At 56.2% G+C, this 20,268-nt stretch carries 11 protein-coding genes and 1 pseudogene; 6 read left to right on the top strand and 6 right to left on the bottom strand.

Annotated elements, in window-relative coordinates:
* Positions 1–339: 339 nt before the first annotated feature.
* Positions 340–741: a hypothetical protein gene (locus tag AC0L25_RS24460; protein WP_473597869.1), complete on the bottom strand. Its 402-nt coding sequence runs from the start codon at positions 739–741 to the stop codon at positions 340–342.
* A 973-nt stretch (positions 742–1,714) separates the two neighbouring features.
* On the opposite strand from AC0L25_RS24460, the gene AC0L25_RS24455 reads away from it, so the two are divergent.
* Positions 1,715–2,878 carry a hypothetical protein gene (locus tag AC0L25_RS24455; RefSeq protein ID WP_473597868.1) on the top strand — a complete coding sequence of 388 codons (1,164 nt, stop codon included), beginning with the start codon at positions 1,715–1,717 and terminating at the stop codon, positions 2,876–2,878.
* 577 nt (positions 2,879–3,455) lie between these two features.
* On the opposite strand, the gene AC0L25_RS24450 is transcribed toward AC0L25_RS24455, so the two are convergent.
* From AC0L25_RS24450 to AC0L25_RS24440, 3 genes are all read right to left on the bottom strand, one after another.
* Positions 3,456–4,403 (bottom strand): IS481 family transposase, encoded by a 948-nt coding sequence (locus AC0L25_RS24450; RefSeq protein WP_473597867.1) that lies wholly within the window; start codon positions 4,401–4,403, stop codon positions 3,456–3,458.
* A gap of 425 nt (positions 4,404–4,828) precedes the next feature.
* On the bottom strand, positions 4,829–5,371 hold the full coding sequence (locus AC0L25_RS24445; protein WP_473597866.1) for a hypothetical protein: 543 nt from the start codon (positions 5,369–5,371) through the stop codon (positions 4,829–4,831).
* Between the two features lie 651 nt (positions 5,372–6,022).
* Entirely contained in the window at positions 6,023–6,988 is a 966-nt protein-coding gene (locus AC0L25_RS24440) for a DUF4238 domain-containing protein (RefSeq protein ID WP_473597865.1), read from the bottom strand.
* Between the two features lie 232 nt (positions 6,989–7,220).
* Here AC0L25_RS24440 and AC0L25_RS24435 point away from each other — a divergent pair, with 232 nt between their 5' ends.
* The 4 genes from AC0L25_RS24435 to AC0L25_RS24420 all read left to right on the top strand — a co-directional run bounded on the left by AC0L25_RS24435 (position 7,221) and on the right by AC0L25_RS24420 (position 13,585).
* Positions 7,221–7,937 (top strand): hypothetical protein, encoded by a 717-nt coding sequence (locus AC0L25_RS24435; protein WP_473597864.1) that lies wholly within the window; start codon positions 7,221–7,223, stop codon positions 7,935–7,937.
* 217 nt (positions 7,938–8,154) lie between these two features.
* On the top strand, positions 8,155–8,514 hold the full coding sequence (locus tag AC0L25_RS24430; RefSeq protein ID WP_473597863.1) for a hypothetical protein: 360 nt from the start codon (positions 8,155–8,157) through the stop codon (positions 8,512–8,514).
* 823 nt (positions 8,515–9,337) lie between these two features.
* The gene (locus tag AC0L25_RS24425; protein ID WP_473597862.1) at positions 9,338–11,113 is read left to right on the top strand and encodes a hypothetical protein; all 1,776 of its coding nucleotides are present in this window, start codon (positions 9,338–9,340) and stop codon (positions 11,111–11,113) included.
* A 102-nt stretch (positions 11,114–11,215) separates the two neighbouring features.
* A complete protein-coding gene (locus AC0L25_RS24420) occupies positions 11,216–13,585 on the top strand; it encodes an NACHT domain-containing protein (protein ID WP_473597861.1) in 2,370 nt (789 codons plus the stop codon).
* Positions 13,586–15,832: 2,247 nt separating this feature from the next.
* Here AC0L25_RS24420 and AC0L25_RS24415 read toward each other — a convergent pair.
* Both AC0L25_RS24415 and AC0L25_RS24410 read right to left on the bottom strand, forming a co-directional pair.
* Entirely contained in the window at positions 15,833–17,533 is a 1,701-nt protein-coding gene (locus tag AC0L25_RS24415) for a hypothetical protein (protein ID WP_473597860.1), read from the bottom strand.
* The gene (locus AC0L25_RS24410) at positions 17,530–19,251 is read right to left on the bottom strand and encodes a hypothetical protein (RefSeq protein ID WP_473597859.1); all 1,722 of its coding nucleotides are present in this window, start codon (positions 19,249–19,251) and stop codon (positions 17,530–17,532) included. Before AC0L25_RS24410 ends, AC0L25_RS24415 begins: the two co-directional genes overlap by 4 nt.
* A gap of 269 nt (positions 19,252–19,520) precedes the next feature.
* Between AC0L25_RS24410 and AC0L25_RS24405 the strand changes: the two are divergent.
* Positions 19,521–19,715: pseudogene (locus tag AC0L25_RS24405) on the top strand (MucR family transcriptional regulator); the annotation flags it as partial.
* Between the last annotated feature and the right edge of the window lie 553 nt (positions 19,716–20,268).

Here is a 20,268-nt window from a genome sequence, read left to right as displayed (position 1 = left end):
GTTCCTTTCCTAACAGAGCCGCCACCTAGTCAGCTATCGCTACCGAAGCGGGTAGGAAATCGTCGGCTCAATCACAGGTACATTTCCACGTTCGTGAATACTCTTACTCGAATCGGATCGGCATAGGAGTGAGAACGTCAGTTGCCGAATTGTACTCACTTACCGCAATCGTACTCGGCAATATTCACCCGGTGTCTTGTAACTCGGCGTCTGCCGAGCGATTTCGGCATTCAGCCACGTGCGGACGGCAGCTTACAGGATTGGCGACGATGCCGACGAATGGCCGACTTGCTGAACATACCAGACATTCAGTAGCGGATAGGCCGCGCCTCGGTCGCCTCATTCCCTCCACATCGTAGAGCGGAGAACGGCCTGCATATGCTCTGCCAGGTCGAGCTCACCGCGCGCCTCGATCTCTAATAGATACCGAGCCTTGGCTAGGCGGTCCGCTTCCCCCACCGCAGGGTAGTCGCAGATGGCGAGCAGCGCCCTCTCCTCCTCCCGGCTGGCTCTGTCGGATTCGCTGCTACCACCGCCCATGTAATGCAGGGCTTCACCGAACGCAGCATAACCTATCTTGTGCGCCTCAATCAGCGCTCGCAAACTATCGGACGGCCCTCGGTCTCCACCTGCCGGCTCAGCACCGAGCGCCGTTGCCGCAACTGTCGAGGCGACGACTGCGCTGCCAGAGTGGAGGAGCAAGGCGCGGCGGTTGATCCTGGACGTGGCGAACTCTCCCATTTGCTTTGATGGCGATCAGGCCAGTGACCTAAAACCATCAGACCGTAACACGACACTTTGCGCATTCGTGTCAGCATGGAGCGCCCCTGGCGGCGGCAGCTAGCACGGCAGGCGGTGCGCAGCGCGGGCGGATGCCGGGCCCGACCAGCCCTCCGGTGGACGCTTGGATTTGGTGGCGGACGTATCGCTACCGGCGCGCTTTCCATCGGGACCGTGAAGCCTATGCATCAGCAGTGCGGCTGGGAGTGGCCAGCCGACAGGCCTGCGTTCGGCCGCCATCCTACGGCCGACGCAGGCGACGTCGGCACTCGGCGCAGCGGCGAAGATCGCTGCGGCAGCCGTGCCGACCGCCCATCGCGCGTCACCGCAAGGCAGGTCGACGAGGTGCTGACGTCGACCATCCACCAGTTCGTTATCTGCCGACGAGAGGCTATCTCAGCGGGTCGTCTCTGACCACGGCCCCTTCCCGGCCCCACCCTCCTCAAGCGCTGGCCGAGCCCTCGCACATTGCACTAAGCCACGGAAACAGCTTAGAATTCGCGATACTTGCAATGTGCAGTAAACGTGCACACATTGCGAAATCACCGTCTAACCCATTGAAAAACAACAACCCAACCGACGCGCAATGTGCCCCATTTTATCCTGCCATCGGTCTTCGGTCGTATTTCGTGCCCTCGCTCGACAGCACCAAACTTCGCTCTGGCTCGCGGCAATGCCCGGCTGCCCCTTGTTGCGCGAGAAACTGCGAGAGGAAGCAGATGCTTCTAAGCGTTCAGCTGATGCTCACCGAGAACGCCGCTTCAGCTGCAGCCGATCTGCAGCCGCCTTGACGATGTAAGCGCATTCCTGACGCTATCGAGGGCACGTTGGAATAGCCAGATTTGACCTCAGATGGCACTGGCCAGCCTGTCATATCGACACTGCGAAGGCGTGCCAAAAGCAGCCTCGTTGAACAAAATGGAGGTAAGGCGACGTGTGGCAGAACGACATTCTTGTGTTGCCTGACGATCTGATTGCGTTCGCATGGTCTGCACCGATGCGGGACTTGGCGGCGAAGCTCGAACTGTCCGACGTCGGGCTGAAGAAGCTGCTGACGCGATGTGGAGTTGCGTCGCCGCCGCAAGGCTATTGGAACAAAATACGTGCCGGAAAGAAGGTGCCAGCACTACCCAAGGCGCCACCGCGGCGCCCCGGTGAAATGGGCCGAGCAAGTGTCGACGCGCGCTTCAAAAAGGTCCTGTCGATTGCAGCCCCTCTCGCATCCAATGGGCCATTTGCATCCGCTCTGTTTCCAGAAGACCTCGACGAACTCCACGCACAAGAGTTGAAGGCGATTGGCAAAGTTTTTGTCCCGCAGACGTTGGACAGGCCCCACAAAGGGCTCTTTCAAATACTCAAGCAGGAGCAGCGCCGCCGCGATAAAAATGCAGAACGCGAGTGGACCTTTGACGAACCCAGGTTCGACAAACCAATAGGCAAGCGACGACTGAGAATCTTAAATGCATTGTTCTTGGCGCTCAGCAAGAGGGGCCACGACGGTGGTGCCTACGAGCGCGATGGAGAAATTCACGCGGGAGCCGCCATCGGCGACACACATGTTGGTTTGGACATTGGAATAGTCGGTAGCCACCGCACCGTGCGTCAGCACGGGTACCTGCGGCCGGCGCCGGACTTGCCAGGATCAACGCCGCTTGCCGTGCGGATCGATCCGGGGTTCGACCGCAAGAGTACAGTTTCTTGGCAGGACGGCGGTGACGCCAAGCTTGAGTCAAAGATCGCTGAGATCGCGGCTGCAATCATCGTGGCTGGCGAGAGAAAATTTCGCCTTAGCCTGCGGGAAGCCGAAGAGCGTGCAGAGCGGGAGCGGGTTGAAAAGCAGAAACAGCGCCAGGAATGGCTGGTTCAACTCAACCAAAAGCGCCTGCAAAATCTGCGGAACAGCGGCGAGCTTCTACGTCAAGCCGAAGACATTCGCGCGCTTGTTGAGCGCGTCCGTCGCTCGATCGATGAAGGTTCGGCTGATATCGATCCCTCGGTGCTGGAAGCTTGGCAACGTTGGGCACTCCCAGAGGCTGAGAGGATCGATCCAGTGCGGTCTGGCCAAATTTTGACGCACCTCAACGAGCCGTCGCTATAGTAGCTTGGCCGAAGTCTGACCGACAAGTCTGCTGCGGGTAAACATCGCCGGAAGCGAAATGGAGTGGCGAAGTGGAAAGACGCGGAACGCGATGGATGCTACTTCACGAAGTTCGTACCTTGGCATTTTCAGATCGCTCAAATGACGATCGAAGACCGCAAATATCCCGGTGAGCTTGTTCCCCCCGCAGCAGCTTCAGGAGTTGCAGGAAGAATATCGCAAGGCAGCAAACTTGCTCCTCCAACAAGGCCGACGCGGCAAACCTTTGACACGCGCGCCCATCAGACTGCCGGCAAGCCAAGCGATCGAACGCTATCTGACCGCGCTGTTGCTACACTATGGGCGGTGATTTTACGACGTGCCATTGTGCTCTCCGAGCCAAAACTTGTTGCGCCTCAGAGGTTAGCTGCGCCGCCCGCCTCGCCGCTGGCGACAGCCCGCGCGAAGTGGCTGCCGTATTCGGCGTCAGCGAGAGCATGATCGGCAGGATTAGCCGCCCAATGCCTTGAACAGAAACGCGGTGACGCCAAGCCCAAAGGTCGTCACCAACACATTCTGGAGGGATGCCAGCAAGGGGCTAGGTGTTTAGTCCCGGCATTTGATGGGTAGGATTGAATCGGAACCGTTCAGGCTCTTTTGCCCAGATTTTGCAGATGAACTCGTGGGGTGTGAGGCCCTTGAGGGTCTTAAGCCGGCGCGCGAAATTGTAAGCTAAGATGAAGTCGGCGAGATGCCGGCGCAGTTGATCGTGATCGTCATAGTGGAAGCGCTTGACGGTGGCGTCCTTGATGGTCCGATTCATCCGCTCGACCTGGCCGTTCGTCCAGGGATGGTTGATCTTTGTGAGCCGGTGCTCGATGCCATGTTCGTCGCAGATGCCGTCGAAGATGTGCTGAAGGGCATGCCGGTCGCAGGTCCGGTTGGTGAACTGAATGCCGTTGTCGGTCAGAATGGTATGGATGGCATAGGGCACGGTCGCGATCAGGTTGCGAAGGAATTGGGCCACCGCCATCTTGCCCGCCGTCGGGTGCAATTCCGCATAGGCGAATTTCGATGTCCGATCGATGGCCACGAAAAGGCGCAGCTTGCCCTCGGCGGTCTGCACCTCGGCGAGGTCGATATGGAAATAGCCGAGCGGATAGGCGTTGAACTTCTTCCTGGCCGGCTTGTCGGCGTCCCGCGGCAGCCGCGAAATGCCATGGCGCTGAAGGCAGCGATGCAACGACGAGCGCGTCAGATGCGGGATCGAGGGCTGTAGGGCATAGAGGCAATCATCCAGCGCCAGCAACGTGTGCTTGCGAAAGGCGACGATCACCGCTTCCTCTTCGAGCGACAGCACCGTCGATCTTGGTTTCTTCGGGCCGGTGGGAAGATCGGCGGTCGAGGTCCGGTTCCTCCACTTTCTAACGGTCTTCTGATCGATGCCGTAGCGCTTGGCCAGCGCTCTCAGGCTCTCTTGACTATGCTGTATCGCTCGACGGACTGCCTCTGTCGTCGTGGCGCGGCGGTGTAGAACCTGTCCCATAGCGCATCCTTTGATTCGGACGGCAATGATGCGCCATTAAAGTCCGGGATCAAACAGCTAGGGTCCGCGGTGGGGCCGAACATCGCGATCGCGATGGCAGCCACGCCGCAAACATCGTTAACGCGACACATGCGAGGATAAGTTTCGGATTTTCGTTCATCAGACTCCTCTTTCTGGTCGGAGAAGCCTGATCGAGCAGGAACTTTCCCCGACCGCTTTTTAACGGTCGTTCGAAGTTCCTGGTCGCTCCCCTGTCGGCCATAATGCCGGTCAATCAACCGGTCCAATCATAGCGCCAGAAATGGGTCTAGAGTGATAGGGTAGTCTCGCCGCATTGCCTCGACGGGGGAAGTGGGAAACACGGTGCGGGCAGAACCCGAAACTCGAATCTAGGAACGGCCATGTCGATTCGCAAGCCTGAAAAATCAACTCAACATCTTCGTCAGCAGTTCAGTCAGCTTCGGATCAACCTGGCCGTCCCGGTACACATCATTGCCCGCGATTTTCCGGTTCGGCAGGTCAATGATGAGGTGGACGCCTAGGCGATAACCGTAATGGTAATCGGGGTCCGGACTCTTCTGGAGTGTCAGTAGCGACAGCTTCTTGAGGTCTTTTTCGTAATCTTTGCTGCCACCGACCCGCTTGGCCTCAATGACGAGGATATTTTCCTCTTCTGTATGTGGCGTGTGGACGATTATGTCAGGACGAACCTGCATGATATCCCACTTACCGAAATCATCCTGAAACCTGACCTTCTTCAATTTGTCTTCGCGGCTGGTCCACTCCGCGCTAACCCACAGACCGTCGAAATGGGGCACCATTTTCATCGCTAGGTATGGCGTAATTGAAAATTCTTGCGGCGCCGCCTTCGCCAAGGCGTCATCGGCGACCATCTCTCTCACCGCTCTCGAAAAGCGGTCAAGAATAGCTCCGTCCGGCATCTTCTCGTCAGCTTTCATTTTTTCCATTTGCTGCCCCTTGCGCGCCTCTTGAAGAGCGTGTGCGGCGGGATTATTTCATATACCGGATTTGGCGAATTCAATCGCGGACTGCCGCGAGCGAACCGTTGGTGTGACGTGAACCTGAACGAAGCAAAACCTGAGCTGAAAATCGAAAACGCTCTAGTCTAATTGAACCGAAGCAAAAATCGAAACCGATCCTGAATCAAAACCGAAGCTGAATCAAAACCGACCCTAACCAGATGAGATTTCAAACCGAACAGAGATAATCGGTCGCGGACCAGCGGTGCACACGCCCCTCGACCAGACTTCGAAGTTGTCAAATCCCCCTTCAACAGAGGGTTTTGTCGGTACCTTCAGAACCCGGACAGGACAAACAATGTTCAAGATCCGGTTTTCGGTCGAAGTCCATGTTTCTGAGCGCGCCATCCAGACGGTCCTGTACCTTCTGGTCGTTCTGATCCGGTGGCACTTCGGGCACTAACAGACTGGAGCGAGATGCCTCACAACGGCATCTCGTTTCTGTTTATAGCGTTCAGTCGACGGATCGCACCAAGCCACACAGCGATAATCGCTATCACTGTTCAGACCACCACGATGCGATCACGCATTCCTTGTCATTCCTATCTCATCCGAGGGAATCAAGGTCCCGTCATCGGCTTATAGACTGAGGTCTGCGCGCTCCGAGACCGGCTTAGCAATCTCTGCCATGCGGCGCCTGTTAATCCTCTCCAGAAAGGTTTCTTCGCGAAGCTTGCCCATGTGCTTCTGGACGAATCTTAGAGCAGCGCCGTTGCTGCCATAGACGTAGTCGGTAGCGTTGTTCACGACGTATTTGTTGACGGTCATCACGAAATCCGATGGCTGTTTTTCGACCAAACGGCGCCTGAACTCTTCCGTCTTGGTGGCGACAAAAACGCGGTGCGGGCCTATGGGTAGAATTATGTGCGACTTCGGACCGTTCATCCCGACCGACGCAATCAGGGGACGATCCGAGGCGAGAAATTCTCTGGCGCCATCGATGTTGTGCACTGTCCACTGTAGCTGCCCGATCGCCCTGATCGCAGTCTCGACCTGCATCATACCACTGAGCGCTACCATGGCAGCCCTCTCGTGGAATGTTGGCCCGAGCAGCTTTTGGTAGTCCTCCGCCGTCTGGGGGTTGCCCTTTATGCCGGACCTCTTGAAGGCGGCTTGCAGGCTAGGGAGATCTGAGAACCAGTCGTATTTGACGTAGTGCTTGAGCCGCTTGATATCGGCCGGCATGCGCATCATCAACGAGAGAAGAAACTTGATCCACGCAACCATTTCTTTCTGAGTTGCGTCTGTATCAAACCTACCCTTCATCAGCCGCCGCATGGCAGCAGAAGCTTCTGTGTCGACTGGACGAGTGAACTCGGTCTCGAACAAGTTTGCAACGTTTTCAGGTAACCCCTCCACTGCATAGAGGCGGTTGATGTAGCCAACAGCACTCGGATGCCGGCGCAAGGGTTTTATCCGCTCGCCGTTCGGATTCGGTCTGCTGAACTGGACAAGCCGCCCGTCAGCGCCAGCCCATTCCTTCAGGTAGAAGACCGGAAGGAAGTGGTGCTTGTTGGGCTCGTTCTGTTTGAACTCCTTTATCATGAAGCGTATTGCACTTTGTAGAGCGCGGCGAAGTGCGCATTGGGGGCGAAACAGTAGTCAATAATCATCCCGATCACGGTCGGCCTGGTCCAGAGTGAGCCGCAGCGCCTACAAAGGGTGGCGGGAAGGGGCAAAAGCAAACTCTCACACTCCTGACACTCCTGACACCAGGCGCCATTGCAGATTCCCCATTCGTTCTCTATCTCTTGATACGCCAGGAGGGGACAGGACGATGGCTGAGCCCATAGATTTCGATAACTTGCCAGAAGACCCGCAACAGGCGTTTGTGGTGCTTGTCGGCTTGTTTGACGAGCAGCTTGCCGACGACATTCGCGGCAACGAGGAAGGAGACACCCGGCTGGCCCTAATCAGCCATATGAACAAGATTACTGGCGCAGCCAGAGCCCTCCACATAGGTGCCTTGTCAAATTGGGAACTGCCTGACCACGACGATGCTTACGACGCCCACCACAGCTTTGACCTAGCCACCAAAAACATCGTCCTCCAGTTCCAAATTCAGAAAGCGCGCATTGGAGTTATCTATTCGGTCGAGCTGGACCCCGCCACCAAAGCCCGCATCCATAACCTGGTCAACGAAATACGACAGTTGATCCAAGCCGCCGATCTCGACGAGCGAAAAAAGAATTCTCTCTTTTCCAAGCTTAATGCCTTCGACGCAGACGTTGACCGTGCCCGCACGCGCTTCGACAACGGAATGCTGATGGGTATCTCGATCGCGAACCTCATCAACAAGGGCGCAGATGCATTGAAGCCGGCCAACGAGCTGTTGAGGCGCATTAACGAGCTCCTTGGCGGCGCCAAAAGTAAAGAAGCCGACCCAGAGCGGCTACCGTCGCGGGATGATGTCAAGCACATAGAGAAACCGAAGAAACAAATCCGGGACTTCGGGCGCGGAAGCCGTGAGCTGGATGACAAAATTCCATTTTGAAGGATTTTTGAATCCCGCCAGCCGTAGACTCCGCCTCGACCATAATCGGTGGGGTCACCGAAATGATCGTAAAAGGCGACCATGGACGACCGGCAATACGCTTTCTTCGGCACCGCGAGCCCCTCACTCATGGTCCCCGTGAGCCAGTCGCAATTCGGCCGGCTAATCCGCATGGCAACCTATCCCGATCAGCCGCCGGTGGAACTCAGGGGGACAGATGAAATCGGCGTCCAATCGTAAGGCGCTTCGCAAACTTAGCGCGAAGATCCTCACCCCGCCCGAAATCGAGGCCATACTGGACGATCTCCGCAGAGAGTCGGATCTAGCCGTGGCCGTCACGGGCACGGCCCTTGCAGAAGCGGCGCTGGAACGGCTGCTGCAGAGCAAGCTGCATTTCCGGGATGCGGAGTTTCAAAACCAGCTCTTTCAGAACCGGGGTCCGCTGGCCGATTTCAACGGCAAAATCCTCGTCGCCCAGGCCTTCGGGATCATTACTTCACCCATCGCCGAGGAATTCCGCAAGAGCCATCAGGAACGTGTTTGCGCATTCGAAAATCCCACTCACGTTTGCCCATGAGGCGATCGAGAGGGAGATCATGTCGCTGCGCATGGGCACAGCCATCCGAGAGCGTCACAAAAAGGCGCCTGTGTCTATTCCAGAGCTTGGGGTCAAAAAATTCACAGACGGCATGACAAGCCGGAGCTGGTTTATCCTGACCATCCAGATTAATGCTGATCGTGCTGGACGAGTTGGCCAACAGCCCTCTTCCCGCTGATAAGGCTCTCGCCGCGGTTTTGGCTGAGTAATTAGGGTTCCCGTTATTTACCCACAACCTGTCCGGCACGCGCCACCTTTGGAGAGCCCGCGTTCCGGCCAGATGTGGACAAACGCAAAGAAACCCGGCGATGCCGACGTCCCTGAATTGGTGTGGGGGACGGAATCGAACCGTCCTGCGGCCCTTCCGGCTACACCCTGGGAATCCTTCCATCATCTTGTTGATGGCGTGGTTGCTCACTACCCAGGCCCCACAGAACCGCGAGAGCTTCCATACCAGTCTTGAACGTAGCCTTCATGAATGCCTCCATGTCCCGATTGAGGTTGAGAAACCAGTCAATGCAGAGCCAGGTAGCAAACAACCACGCACCAACATCTCCGATGGTGACACCCAAGGTGACGAGCGCCGAACCCTGAATTCGCCCTGACCATATAGACGTTTATGATGCACGATAAAAGGGTGCCCGCCACGAGCGGCCGGCGGCGTCCGCTCGCACTGAATGCCCAGAACGCCAAGAACCGCCCCGATGGTCCGGCTCGACGATCATGTTGATTATCAGCCTTTATTGAATGTCGAAAAGCCCCTAAGTCATCATGCATTCGATTCAGGTGGGGTGCCTATTTGATGACAAAACATAACTTGGCGATCTCATCACGCGACCTGCGATCATTACGAAGCGCTGCGGTTATCTTGTCATACTGTGTGGCCATCACGCTGCTCCTAGGCCCGGGCCCGCGTCTGCAGGGGTTCTTGATAAGCACTCTAAATGGCGACTCCGCCTCGATATACGAGGCAGCTTACGCAGACCAGATAGTGCCATTCTTATCATTGGGCCAATGGCTGATCGAAGCCTATCAACCTAGCCTTCTGATTATCGCATTCGCAGTATCTGTCTCATCGCTCACCGCGCAAACCCCAAAACGAATGCTCGGACGAGCAACCGCTATTGGGTTTATTGCACTGACGATCAACGACATTATCCAAAGTGGCTTTGACTTTTCGGCATTCGCCGAATCGACTTTTGCAAATTTTGTAGGAGCGCTTTTTTTAGCATGCGCGATTGTCTCCTGGACGCAAATCGCAGAGTGGACGATCCATCATCTGCAAGTAGAAAAGCCCCACATTCTTGCTGCTCTTTGCATCCAGGTCTGCGCCCTCGGCTTGGCGTCCAACGCAATCATTTTCTACGCTGCAGATTTTTTCTATAGACCTCTCCCAGTCCAGATTGACGCGTATTTGGATGCGCCACTGAATGGGGGATTAGCAACTAATCAATCGAAATTCGAAGCAAGTGAAAAGCCCTTTGCTTTGTTTCCCTATAGCTTCGACGCTTCGCGCTTGAGCTGGTACAATCCTGACGGCGGTCTTAGCGCATCATGGCATGCCACCAACAAAAATGCGAAATTCGATCTCAAGATCGATATCCTATCGGGATGTGCAGAAAGCGAGTGGATCCCTGATCCCGAAGCTGAAAAGTCTAGCTTCCGCGTCGACGACGTTAGAAGGATGTCGATTTCGTTCGACGGTGGTGCTTCTGATATTTGGATACTTGAAGGTGACCGAAGCCCGTCGACATTATCACTCACGACAGATTTGGTCAGCTCATTTGGGCTGGAGGCTGGGACCAAGCCAGGATTGAAAAACGTTTGGCAGTTCATAGGAGATAGATCGAGACTGTCCTTTGGGGCGGGTAGTAGGGCGCTATCTTTCTACGCTGGTCGATCGTTTCTAGAGCCGCACGACGAATCGGAGGTCATCGAGCTTGGGCGGCGGAAACTTCACGTCGAGATCGACGGAACCCCTTACCAAATCAACATCGCTACACCTCCAGCTAAGGTCGGAGACCGGGTTACATGCAAGTTCATCGGTAGCCGCAGTGCATTCCAAACCGGTGCACTTACGCTACCAAAATCCGCCCTCAACATAGGGGTGAGAGTTACCATCACAATGCGGCCCACGGAGTTGGTTTCACGACAAGATAGCGAACTGAACCTGGCCGGCGATTCCGGATGGGTCAAAGTGGATGATATCAATGATCGTGACATTCAAGATATGCCGGACGGCGTCGCCAGCTTCATTGAAGCCGAGGGCAATTTTTCGATAGATGTCGATGGAAAGCCGCAAGACGTCCGACCTACTGACCGATACCGGGCCGTCGGATGGTTTCGCGCTGGTGGCACTGACGACGGAAAATTTCGAGTTTTGGGCACTGCGAAATCGCTTACAAAAAATGAGCGGCGGCTCAATCCGACAAAGTTCGAAAGCACGAAGCTCGTCGAGCAGTTGACAGTGCTTGCTCCGTTCTGGCTGGTGTTTCTAGGCTCGCTGCTTGTGCCCCTTCAGACAGCATTTCGCGACGACAAGGCGTTCAAATGGGTGCCAAGAATAGTCCGGCATTAAGCTTTTCAATGGCAACGGCGTGCAACAAAATCAACCACCTACTTTCAAAGTCACAATCGATTTGTTCGGCTCCCTGCCCAGTCTGTTGAAAATAGTGACGTCGTGTACGAGGCGGAGGCGCGGCACCATCCCCAGAGATTACGTAGGCTGGACAAGAACCTGCATTTTGTTCTTTGTCGCGAGGGCGGGCGCCAGTATTTTTTGCTGATGAGAATCGCATCGCTAGACCGTCGGGTCCTTGCTAGTAGCGTGTCAGAAACGAGCGAGTGCCCCCTGAGCTCGCTGCGCGACCAATCATTCGTCGTTCTGCTCGGTGAGCCTGGCCTCGGCAAGTCCACGGCGCTGCGTTATGAGGCCACCGCCGAGGGTGGCGAGGTCTTCACATGTCAAGATGCGATGAACGGCGCTCCGCTGCCCGTTGGCGAGACGATCTATCTTGATGCATTGGACGAATATCGCACGGGCGAGAACGGCAAGGACAAGCTCCTGCTACTCGCCAATACCCTGTTGGCAAACAAGAACCGTCGTTGGCGTCTCACCTGCCGGGCAGAGGACTGGCGCGAGGCTGCTGATCTCGGAGCCATGCGACGGGCGGCCAACAATGGCGCGATCACCGTCGCGCGCCTTCTGCCTTTGGACGAAGGCGAAGCCCGGGCCGTGCTGACGGCGCTTGGGGCCGGCGATCCGAGATCGTTCGTGGTTGAGGCACGCGATCGCGGCGCAGAAGCTTTTCTCGAGAGCCCTTTGAGTCTCCGCTTGCTTCATTCGGTGGTCGCTGCCGAGGGTATATGGCCAAGCAGTCGTTTTGAGCTGTTCGAAAAAGCCATCTGGGCGCTGGCCCACGAACACGATCCCGAACGGGCAACAGATCCTAGGCCGAGCGTCGAAGCAATCATCGAAGCCGCTTCAGGACTATGCTTCTACGCCCTTACTTCGGGCGCCAAGGCGTTCTGGCGCTCAAATGCGCCGCCGCCCCATTCGGGCGGGGCTAATGAGTATTTGACCACTAATGCGCTCAATCTGGAGCCTACGCTGGTGGATGCCACGCTGGACACGGCGTTGTTTCGTGGCGAAGGTCATATCTTCGAGGCTTTCCATCGCACCGTAGCGGAATTTCTCGCCGCACGCTTCCTGGCCACGATCGTGACGGGCGCGGGAAACAATCCGACGTTCCCATTGCGGCGCGCAATCGCGCTCATCACCGGCCCTGACCACCGGGCACCAAGCGAACTTCGCGGACTATATGCCTGGTTTGCAGCCCATCTTCACAGGCGGGGAGACGGACCGGGCGCGCTCCGTCTCATTGATCGCGATGCCGCCACCGTACTGGCTTATGGCGATGCCGCTGCTTTCGACACTTCGGGACGAAAAGCGATTCTTTTCAATCTTGATCGTGACGATCCCTATTTCCTTTCCTCGCAGGGGGAAGCGACAGTGCTCGGTGGTCTTGCCGGCCAGGATCTGGCCGAGGATTTTGCAGCGATCTTGGATACGGACGTGCGTAGTCACCTTCAGATCACGGTCTTGCAGGCTCTCTCGGAAGGGCCTGTGGTCCAGGACATTCAAAGCAAACTTCATGCGATCGTGCTCGACGCCAGTCGGCCATTATGGCTGCGGGAACGCGCCTCGGAAGTAATCGTCCGAGCCAGCGAGGATCAAGCCGCCGCACGTCGGACCTTGATCGTTGAACTGGAACGTCAGCCCGCCGCAGCCAGCCAGGTGGTGCTAAGGTCGAGGCTTCTAGCAGGTATGCCGGCAGACGCGATAGATTCCTCCGAGGTCCGCAAACTTCTCGCCGACTTCAGCGAACTTCCCGCACCATCGGACGATGATGAAGTTGAAGACCGCGGAGCGTTGACCGCGCTGGCTTATGCCCTGCGTCGCTCGGCTCCCGAGGACCTTTTTGATGTACCGATTTCGCAGGGGGCGACGAGCGCGCTGCGGCAGAAATCACAAATCCGCTCTTTTATCGATCTGGCGCTGGCCTCCGCGATCGAACGGTCTCCAGATGTCGGGGCCGACCGCCTGTGGACCTGGATAAACAATGCCCGAGAGCACGTGTGGGACATGCTGGAAAGCACCGTGGTCGAGGCGATGCAGAAGTGGGTGGACCATGACCCGCACCGGAGAGAACTCGACTTCGTTCTCGCCATGTCGCGAACCGCCGACCCCATTGACGGACCTTGGGTTGTTGTGAACCACTACATCTCGACCATGCGCCGCCTTCCTTCAGAGGCCCTGGTCGAGGGGCTTTTTGCGCTGGCGCGGACCGAGGCGAAAGGGTCAGGGCGCAGGCGACTGTTTGAGATTGCCGCATACGCTGCGCGCGGAGAGGCGCATTGGCCGACGTGGCGCGAGAAGGTCGTCGCCATTCTCAAAGAGGAAGGTGGCTACGCAGGGTTCATAAAGTCGCTTCTCTCCGACCGAACGCCAAGTGGAAGAAGCAGGAGGCGCAACGACAGGCCCAACTGAAAACCAAGACTGAAGCCTCACGAAAGAACAATATCGCTGCCTTGACCCCGAAGCTCGCCGCGATTGCCAGCGGCGTCGCGAGCGAGTTCAGTGCTTTGAAGTGGGCGGCCGATCACTACCGCAATGCGCGGATATCAAAGAAGTACAACCCTCTCGCCAAGGTCACGACATACACCAACGATGAGATTGCAGCCGCCATTGCAGAAGGGTTCGTCCAGTTCGCGATCCACACCGACATCAAAGTCGATGCCGAGAGCCTCGGCCGGGCCGAGGCAACGAACGGGGCCTATCCACAGGAGTGGGTCGTAGCCGCTGGTCTGCATCAAGGCCTGTTGCATGGGCGACAGGCCGAGCTTGCTGCGGCCCCTTTGATCTGCCCGCTCGTCGGACTGCGACAGAACTATTTCAGCGGCGAGGATGGGCCGTCGCTTGCCACCTGGGGGGTTCAACGTCTCGCGCAAGATCGGGAGCACGGTGTCAGCCAAATGTTGCGGTACTGGAACGCCGCCCTCGACGCTGGAGATGACGATCTGGACGGCCTTCACCACCTGATGAGCGCCAAAGAACATGAGCTGGTCGCGGGCTGCCTTCAGGAGCTGCTGAGGAGTCGACCAGTCCTGCCGATGCCCGCGTTACGGCAGGCGCTGGTCGCCGGCGCATCGGTACTCAGTTCCGAAGATTTGGTCCGCTTCGCCGCATCAGCCTTGCAACGATCCGATCTCGGCCATGAACAGCGAGAGATCTGGAGTTTTGTCGGGCTGGCTCTTGATACGACAACTGTCTCCGCTGAACTCTCTGCCGAGGAAGCCCAGGGCGTGTTGTTGAGGCCAAACGGGGGTCTGGCTGAGGCATTCTACGAACGATCGCCGCAACCCGACGTACTGGATCGCTTCCGGATTGCGGTTCTTGGAAATGCATATGAAGCCGACGACGATGATTGGCGCCACTCTAACACGGTCAGCGGTATCGTCAGGGCTGCGATCCGCCGACTGAGCGCGTCCAAGAACTCCGATGCTGGCGATGTCCTCAGATTGCTTGCGTCAGACGTTCATCCAAGTTGGAGGCCGCAGCTCGCCCACGCGGCCGCCGAACATGCGAGAATGATGCGAGATGACCTTTATGTCGAGCCACCAGTGGGCGACCTCATCGCAGCCTTAGCGGGCGGCGCTCCAGCTAGCCCGGCCGATCTTGCGGCGGTGGTTCTCGAAGAGATCGATCGATACAGGGCGACGCTGCGGACCGGCAGTGAAACACCGTGGAAGCGGTTCTGGAACACGGATAAGAACGGGGCCGCGATCACGCCACAGATTGAGAACGAGGACCGCGATCGGCTTCTTGAACTGCTGCGGGTTCGCCTCGAAAGATATGGAATCGTAACCAGCCTTTCTGAAGCGCGGCGTGGCGAGAATACCAGGGCGGACGTGCTGATCCTAAGCCATGCCGGCAAGAACCTGCCGATCGAGGCGAAACGTCACTACAATAGGGAGCTGTGGTCGGCGCCGTTGGAACAACTCGCCGGCTACGCCGCTGATTCGGGCGCCGATGCATTCGGAGTGTATCTGGTCTTTTGGTTCGGCACCGAGTTCCCGCTTCCCGGTCGCAGCGATGGGCAAGCACTTCCATCGGGCGCTGAGGCACTAGAGACGATACTTCGAAACGATATTCCGCCTCGGTTGCAGGACAAGATGGCGATCATCGTGCTGGACGTTTCTCGTCCAGCGCGAGGATCGCGGCTCAGGCCCGGCGCGATCAGAAAGCCTGATTGAGCACGCATTCTGCCTTGGCACTCACCTCTCGGCGAACGGCCCTATTCAGGACTTTCCATCGCAAAACGCAAAAACCGCCCCGGTTAGACGGGACGGTTATTGATTTATGATAAAATTGGTTGCGGGGACACGATTTAAGGCAAACCGCCGTATAACTTGCAAAGGAATCGGGTTAGCAAACGAATTCTGTGGCCGCACTGTATTGGCGGTATCCCTCTACCAACTCGAACCCTCGATGAGCATCTCGATCAAGTTTGCACCACAGCTGGTTCAGCCGCTCCAACGTCCTTCATAAGCCCGCGCAATTCGGCTGGAGGCGCAAGGCAGAAGCTTCGAAAAGCTTCCAAGAACCCCAGTCGGTGGCCAGTTTTAGAACTGTCTGATATCCGCTTTGGGGCCGGGAGTGGAATGGCGGCTTATGGAGAATAGCGTCGAGAAAGCGTACCGCGTATGTGTACCCTCATAAAGGGGTTGAACGGCTCTAGCTATTGATGAGCCAAAAATGCGGAGGTATCGGCAGTCGATAATGCCGACAAGCCGCCATAAACAACACACTCAACCCAGATTTCACGGCGCTTATTTCGTTAATGTCCGTGCAGTTCTCCATGGCCAAGTTGAGGGTTTCAGCGACGTCTTCGAAGCCTCTCTGAGGCGACAAATCGGTGACACACACGCCGTGATCGGTCTCTCCCCGCCATATTTGTGCATCTGTCTCTGCGTCAGGGAGCCACGCCTGGTGTGTACAGTTTGGTAGAAATCTCGCGAGGCGCTCTTTGAATTTCACTTTCTCATCATCGCTTGCTGCTACATGCTCAAGCCAAACGAAGAGATAGGGGTACAAGACGCTCCCACTGCACGCTTCCGCGCGATAGGAAGCGTCAGCGCTCACGGGATGATTAAGAAGGTCCACATAATCGCGGAAGCAAGTCGGGTAATGTGAGTTGATACTCAACGCCAATGTAGTTTGATGGGCGACTGATTTCAGCCAAGGCACGAATTGCAGGGTCGAGCCCGTCATTTGCGCAAGGTACATGACCAACGCAATTTCGATCATGTGGTCGTCTTTGAAGGGCGAATTAAGTGTTGGGTTGGAATTAATTAGGTGGACCATCGTGTCCAAGACAAGGCCGGTACTTTCTGTTAGCGCCCTCGCAAACTCCGCGTCTTCGTCCGTAAAGTTCTGAGCCAGTGAGGCTGTCCAGCACCCCCGAATGGCCAGGCGGCCAAGGAGCTCGAATAACGCCAGATTGACATCCACCGCCTCGCGTGACCGAACCGACGTTGAAAGGGCATGAAGCCGCTTGCTATGTTCGAATGCAGTCTTAGCCAGATACCGTTCGGAACATGCCAGGTAGAGCTTGATAAATTGATCGAGTAGGACTTCTAATGCCCGATCATGCTGGATTGGTCGGCGTCTTGGCGGCTGAGTGCGTACTACATTCCAGCACAGCATAACGCCCAACTCAGAGACCGTGTAGATACTCTCCAGATTGCCTGCTTCGATAGCCCAGGTGGTTACTGCATTTAGGCAGATATAGGCTTGCCTCAGGCGAAGAAGCTGGATGTTTGGCGCTAGCTCCTCCTCAACCAACAGATTGTGTAGAAATGCACGAGAATACTCGTAGCAAGCACTCGGCTCATTCACCATCGCGACCGCCTTTTGGAAGCTTCGCCGGGGCGCTTCATCCAACAATTCGCGCGCGAGCAAGCTACGCATCATGAGATCCGCCAAGCGGTCTCCATTCCATTCCTGATACTTGACCTTGTCCGTTTCGTTTTGAGTTGAATAACCGGCCCAGTTCATGAGAACGGTTTCATCTAGCTCACCGCCGCAACACAGAATTATTCGGACCGGAAGTCCTGCATGTTCGGCCGCCACATTTGCGCGCAGGTAAACGTCGCGAATCTCGTTCAACTCAGGGCGCACCGCCTGTACCCCGTCATCCCAATCGCGCCTTGTGATATTCCCTGCCTTTATGCAGAAGAGGTATAAGAAACGCTCTTCATCCTCGCCTTTGATTTTGCCCACTGCTGCAATGTCCACGCCGTTCTGGCGCGTGCCGATCATCGGCGTGTTCAGCACCCGTAGGCCGATCTCTGCGAGCAGGTTTGGGAGTACAGATTTGTCTAAGTCCCCCCGCTCCTTAAGCGATGCGAGGTACTCCTTGAGGATGATTTTCATGCTGACCGCCGCTTCATCGCGCGGAAAAATGTGAGCCTCGCATTGAATCCAACAGGGTCGATGACCATCAGCCGGGGTAATTCGACGCTGTGTGAAATCTCGGAGAGCGCGGAAATGTTCGGATGCTTCTTCCCTTCCGCGCCATGAATAATCGAAAAGCTCTTTCGCCCATATAGCAGCGTATGATGTGTCACCAGACTGGCAAAGATTGACCTTTCATGAGCTAGTTTCTGAATGTCTCGATTACGATCCCGATCTTTCATCGCAACTGCGCGCCGGTGCTCAATCGATGGAAGTAGTTCAACTAAGTCCCGGGCCGTCTCAAGACCCGCAATATGCGTGTCATGTTTAGAAAGCAGCCTCTTTGCGCAACTCGAAATGCGCTTGGAAGCATTTGAACACTGCTTCTCAAGGAAGTCCCGAAAATCCCCACCGTAGCTCAAGAGCAATGGATCAAACAAAAGCTTTTCAGCCGCCGATTGCGCTTGCGGCTGCCCATACTTGACGATGCTCAAGAGAATTGCAGCTGCCGCCACCTCATGGTGCCACAGGAAACCAACGCACTTTTGCGCTATGAAAATCTGGTCGTTGGCATGAGGTGGCAGATGCTGTTTCTGTATCCAAACGTCAGCCCCTTTGGGACCTCCGCTCAGCAGATCCACCAGAAACGAGCACAGACCAAACTCCCCTCCATTAAGCCATGCTGCAAAGAGATAAGAGGCATGTTGCGGGCTGCTCAAGGCCCAGCTAGCGAAGGAATGGTAATCCCGCTTATCGGCCTTCTTATCCAGACCAGGAATTAACGCAGCGAAAACGGGAGCAACCCGCTTGAAATCCCAACGGTCATCATTCTTTTTGATGGCATGGTCTAGATTGCTGAGTGTCGCGCCGCTGTTTGACGGCAACGTCTCAAGCATGCCAAGCACCTGATCGATATTATCTTTCGGCAAGGCGCGTTCGTAATAAAACAACATTGCAGAAAGGAGGCTCAGCTCATTGGCGCCCCCTTTCTTCCCGATGGTTTCGATGAATTCCCGCTGTCGATAGGGTTTCGAAGGCCCCAACTTCTCCCAGAGCCTAAAAGCGGCCTCCATGGCCGCAGCCCGTACGTCGGGATCTGTTTCGCGTTCGACGAAGCCAAACGCATCATCCACGCCCTTTTTTATGTCACTCACGGACACTATTTCTATTCGGCCAAGTGCTCGCAGCCCAATTGCGCTCACGGAGTTATTGGTGTTCCGGATAAGATCAAAGGCCAGCGCCGCACCACCAACGCCTGCAACCACGAAAACCCCGTGCGCCAAGCAAAGATCGTCCAATCCCTTGATGCCATCAATGATCTTGCCAGCCTCCTCTGGATGATTTTTGGACCAGATGCCGAGCGAAAGGTTTGGCATGCCCGCCGCACCATCCGATCCCGCCTTGTTAACCAACATATGTACAAGAGCTAAAACCTCGCGATGCGAGCAGTTGAGGTGTGGAATAGCCTCATTCAGCGAATGCACTGCGATCCAGAACTCATTGTGTGCAAGTGCGTCGATTGCTAACAAATTCTGATCAGATGTCAGCTTGACCAAGCCCGCATTGTGCAATTCGCACAAAATATCGCCCAGCGCTTTTCGCTGAGTTCGCAATTCTTCTAGCGCCAAAGCTTGTACTAAGCAGCCTCGCTGTTCGGCATTGATCAAATCCGGGCGCGGGTCGCGTGAGTTGTTCATCTGGTAGAACCGAATCGTTGAGCTAAGCTGACACTAACAACTCCTGCTGTCGTTGGTCCTCAATTCCATCCTAATGTGGCTGCTTTCGCGATGGAAAATATCGATCCAAACGTCCGGATCCAAGGCGCAAGGCTGCCGTTTATAGGGCCTCGGTCAGCCGAATATGGCTGAGCCGCCTAAACACGAACCCGCCATCAATCCGAAAAGATAGGTGACGTTTCAGCGATTGAATCTTTTCCCGTCTTCTAGGCAGATGATGTAGTCCGGCGCGTCATCTCGCGGTATACTACCGGCTCAGTCCAAACGAATACCGCGAAAAGTGGGGATTGAAGCTAGATTATCCGATGGTTGCGCCGAACTACGCGGCCCAAAGATCGACGCTCGCGAGAGCGGCGGGGCTCGGACGCAAAGCGCAATCTGCCCCGACTCGAAAGGCGCCTGCCAAACGAAAGCCTAGAGCATAGTGAATGCTGGCTGTCGGTGCCTCAAAACTGGGGCGCGCTGTCAGGGGCATTTAGCCAATCGAGACCATGCGCCAAGCGACCCTACTTCCGTCGATCTTCGGCGACGTTTACGCTCTTGCTGACCGTCGCCGATAGCAAAAGAGTGCTTCTGCGATAGTGTGTCTCGTGATGTAGCGGTCTTCCGACTCGAACCCCCGAGAGCTGGCAAACGCGACAGCCCGAGTGGACCTCTCTGTCGTGAACCGCTGAGGGGATCTAGAGAGCTAATGCGTCAATCAAGCTTGTCCCATAGCGTGTTCAGATATCCTGATCTCTTTCACAAGCGCTCGCAATTCGGCTGGCGATGCGAGACAAAAAGTTCGAAAAGCATCCAGGAACCCCAGGCAAACTGGACGCCGCGGCAGACAAGGAGGTTCAATGAATAGCCCGGCGAACATCCGCATTGGGTCGGTCAAAATCGGCGACAGAAGAGCGTCCGAAAGAGGGTTCGGCGGCTCCTTCGTGCGAACGAAAAAAGAAGAGAAGCAGAACTTTCGTGTGCGCTGTCGCGCGA

The organism is Mesorhizobium sp. WSM4813, assembly GCF_055811555.1.
This window is presented reverse-complemented; position numbering and strand designations above follow the sequence as displayed.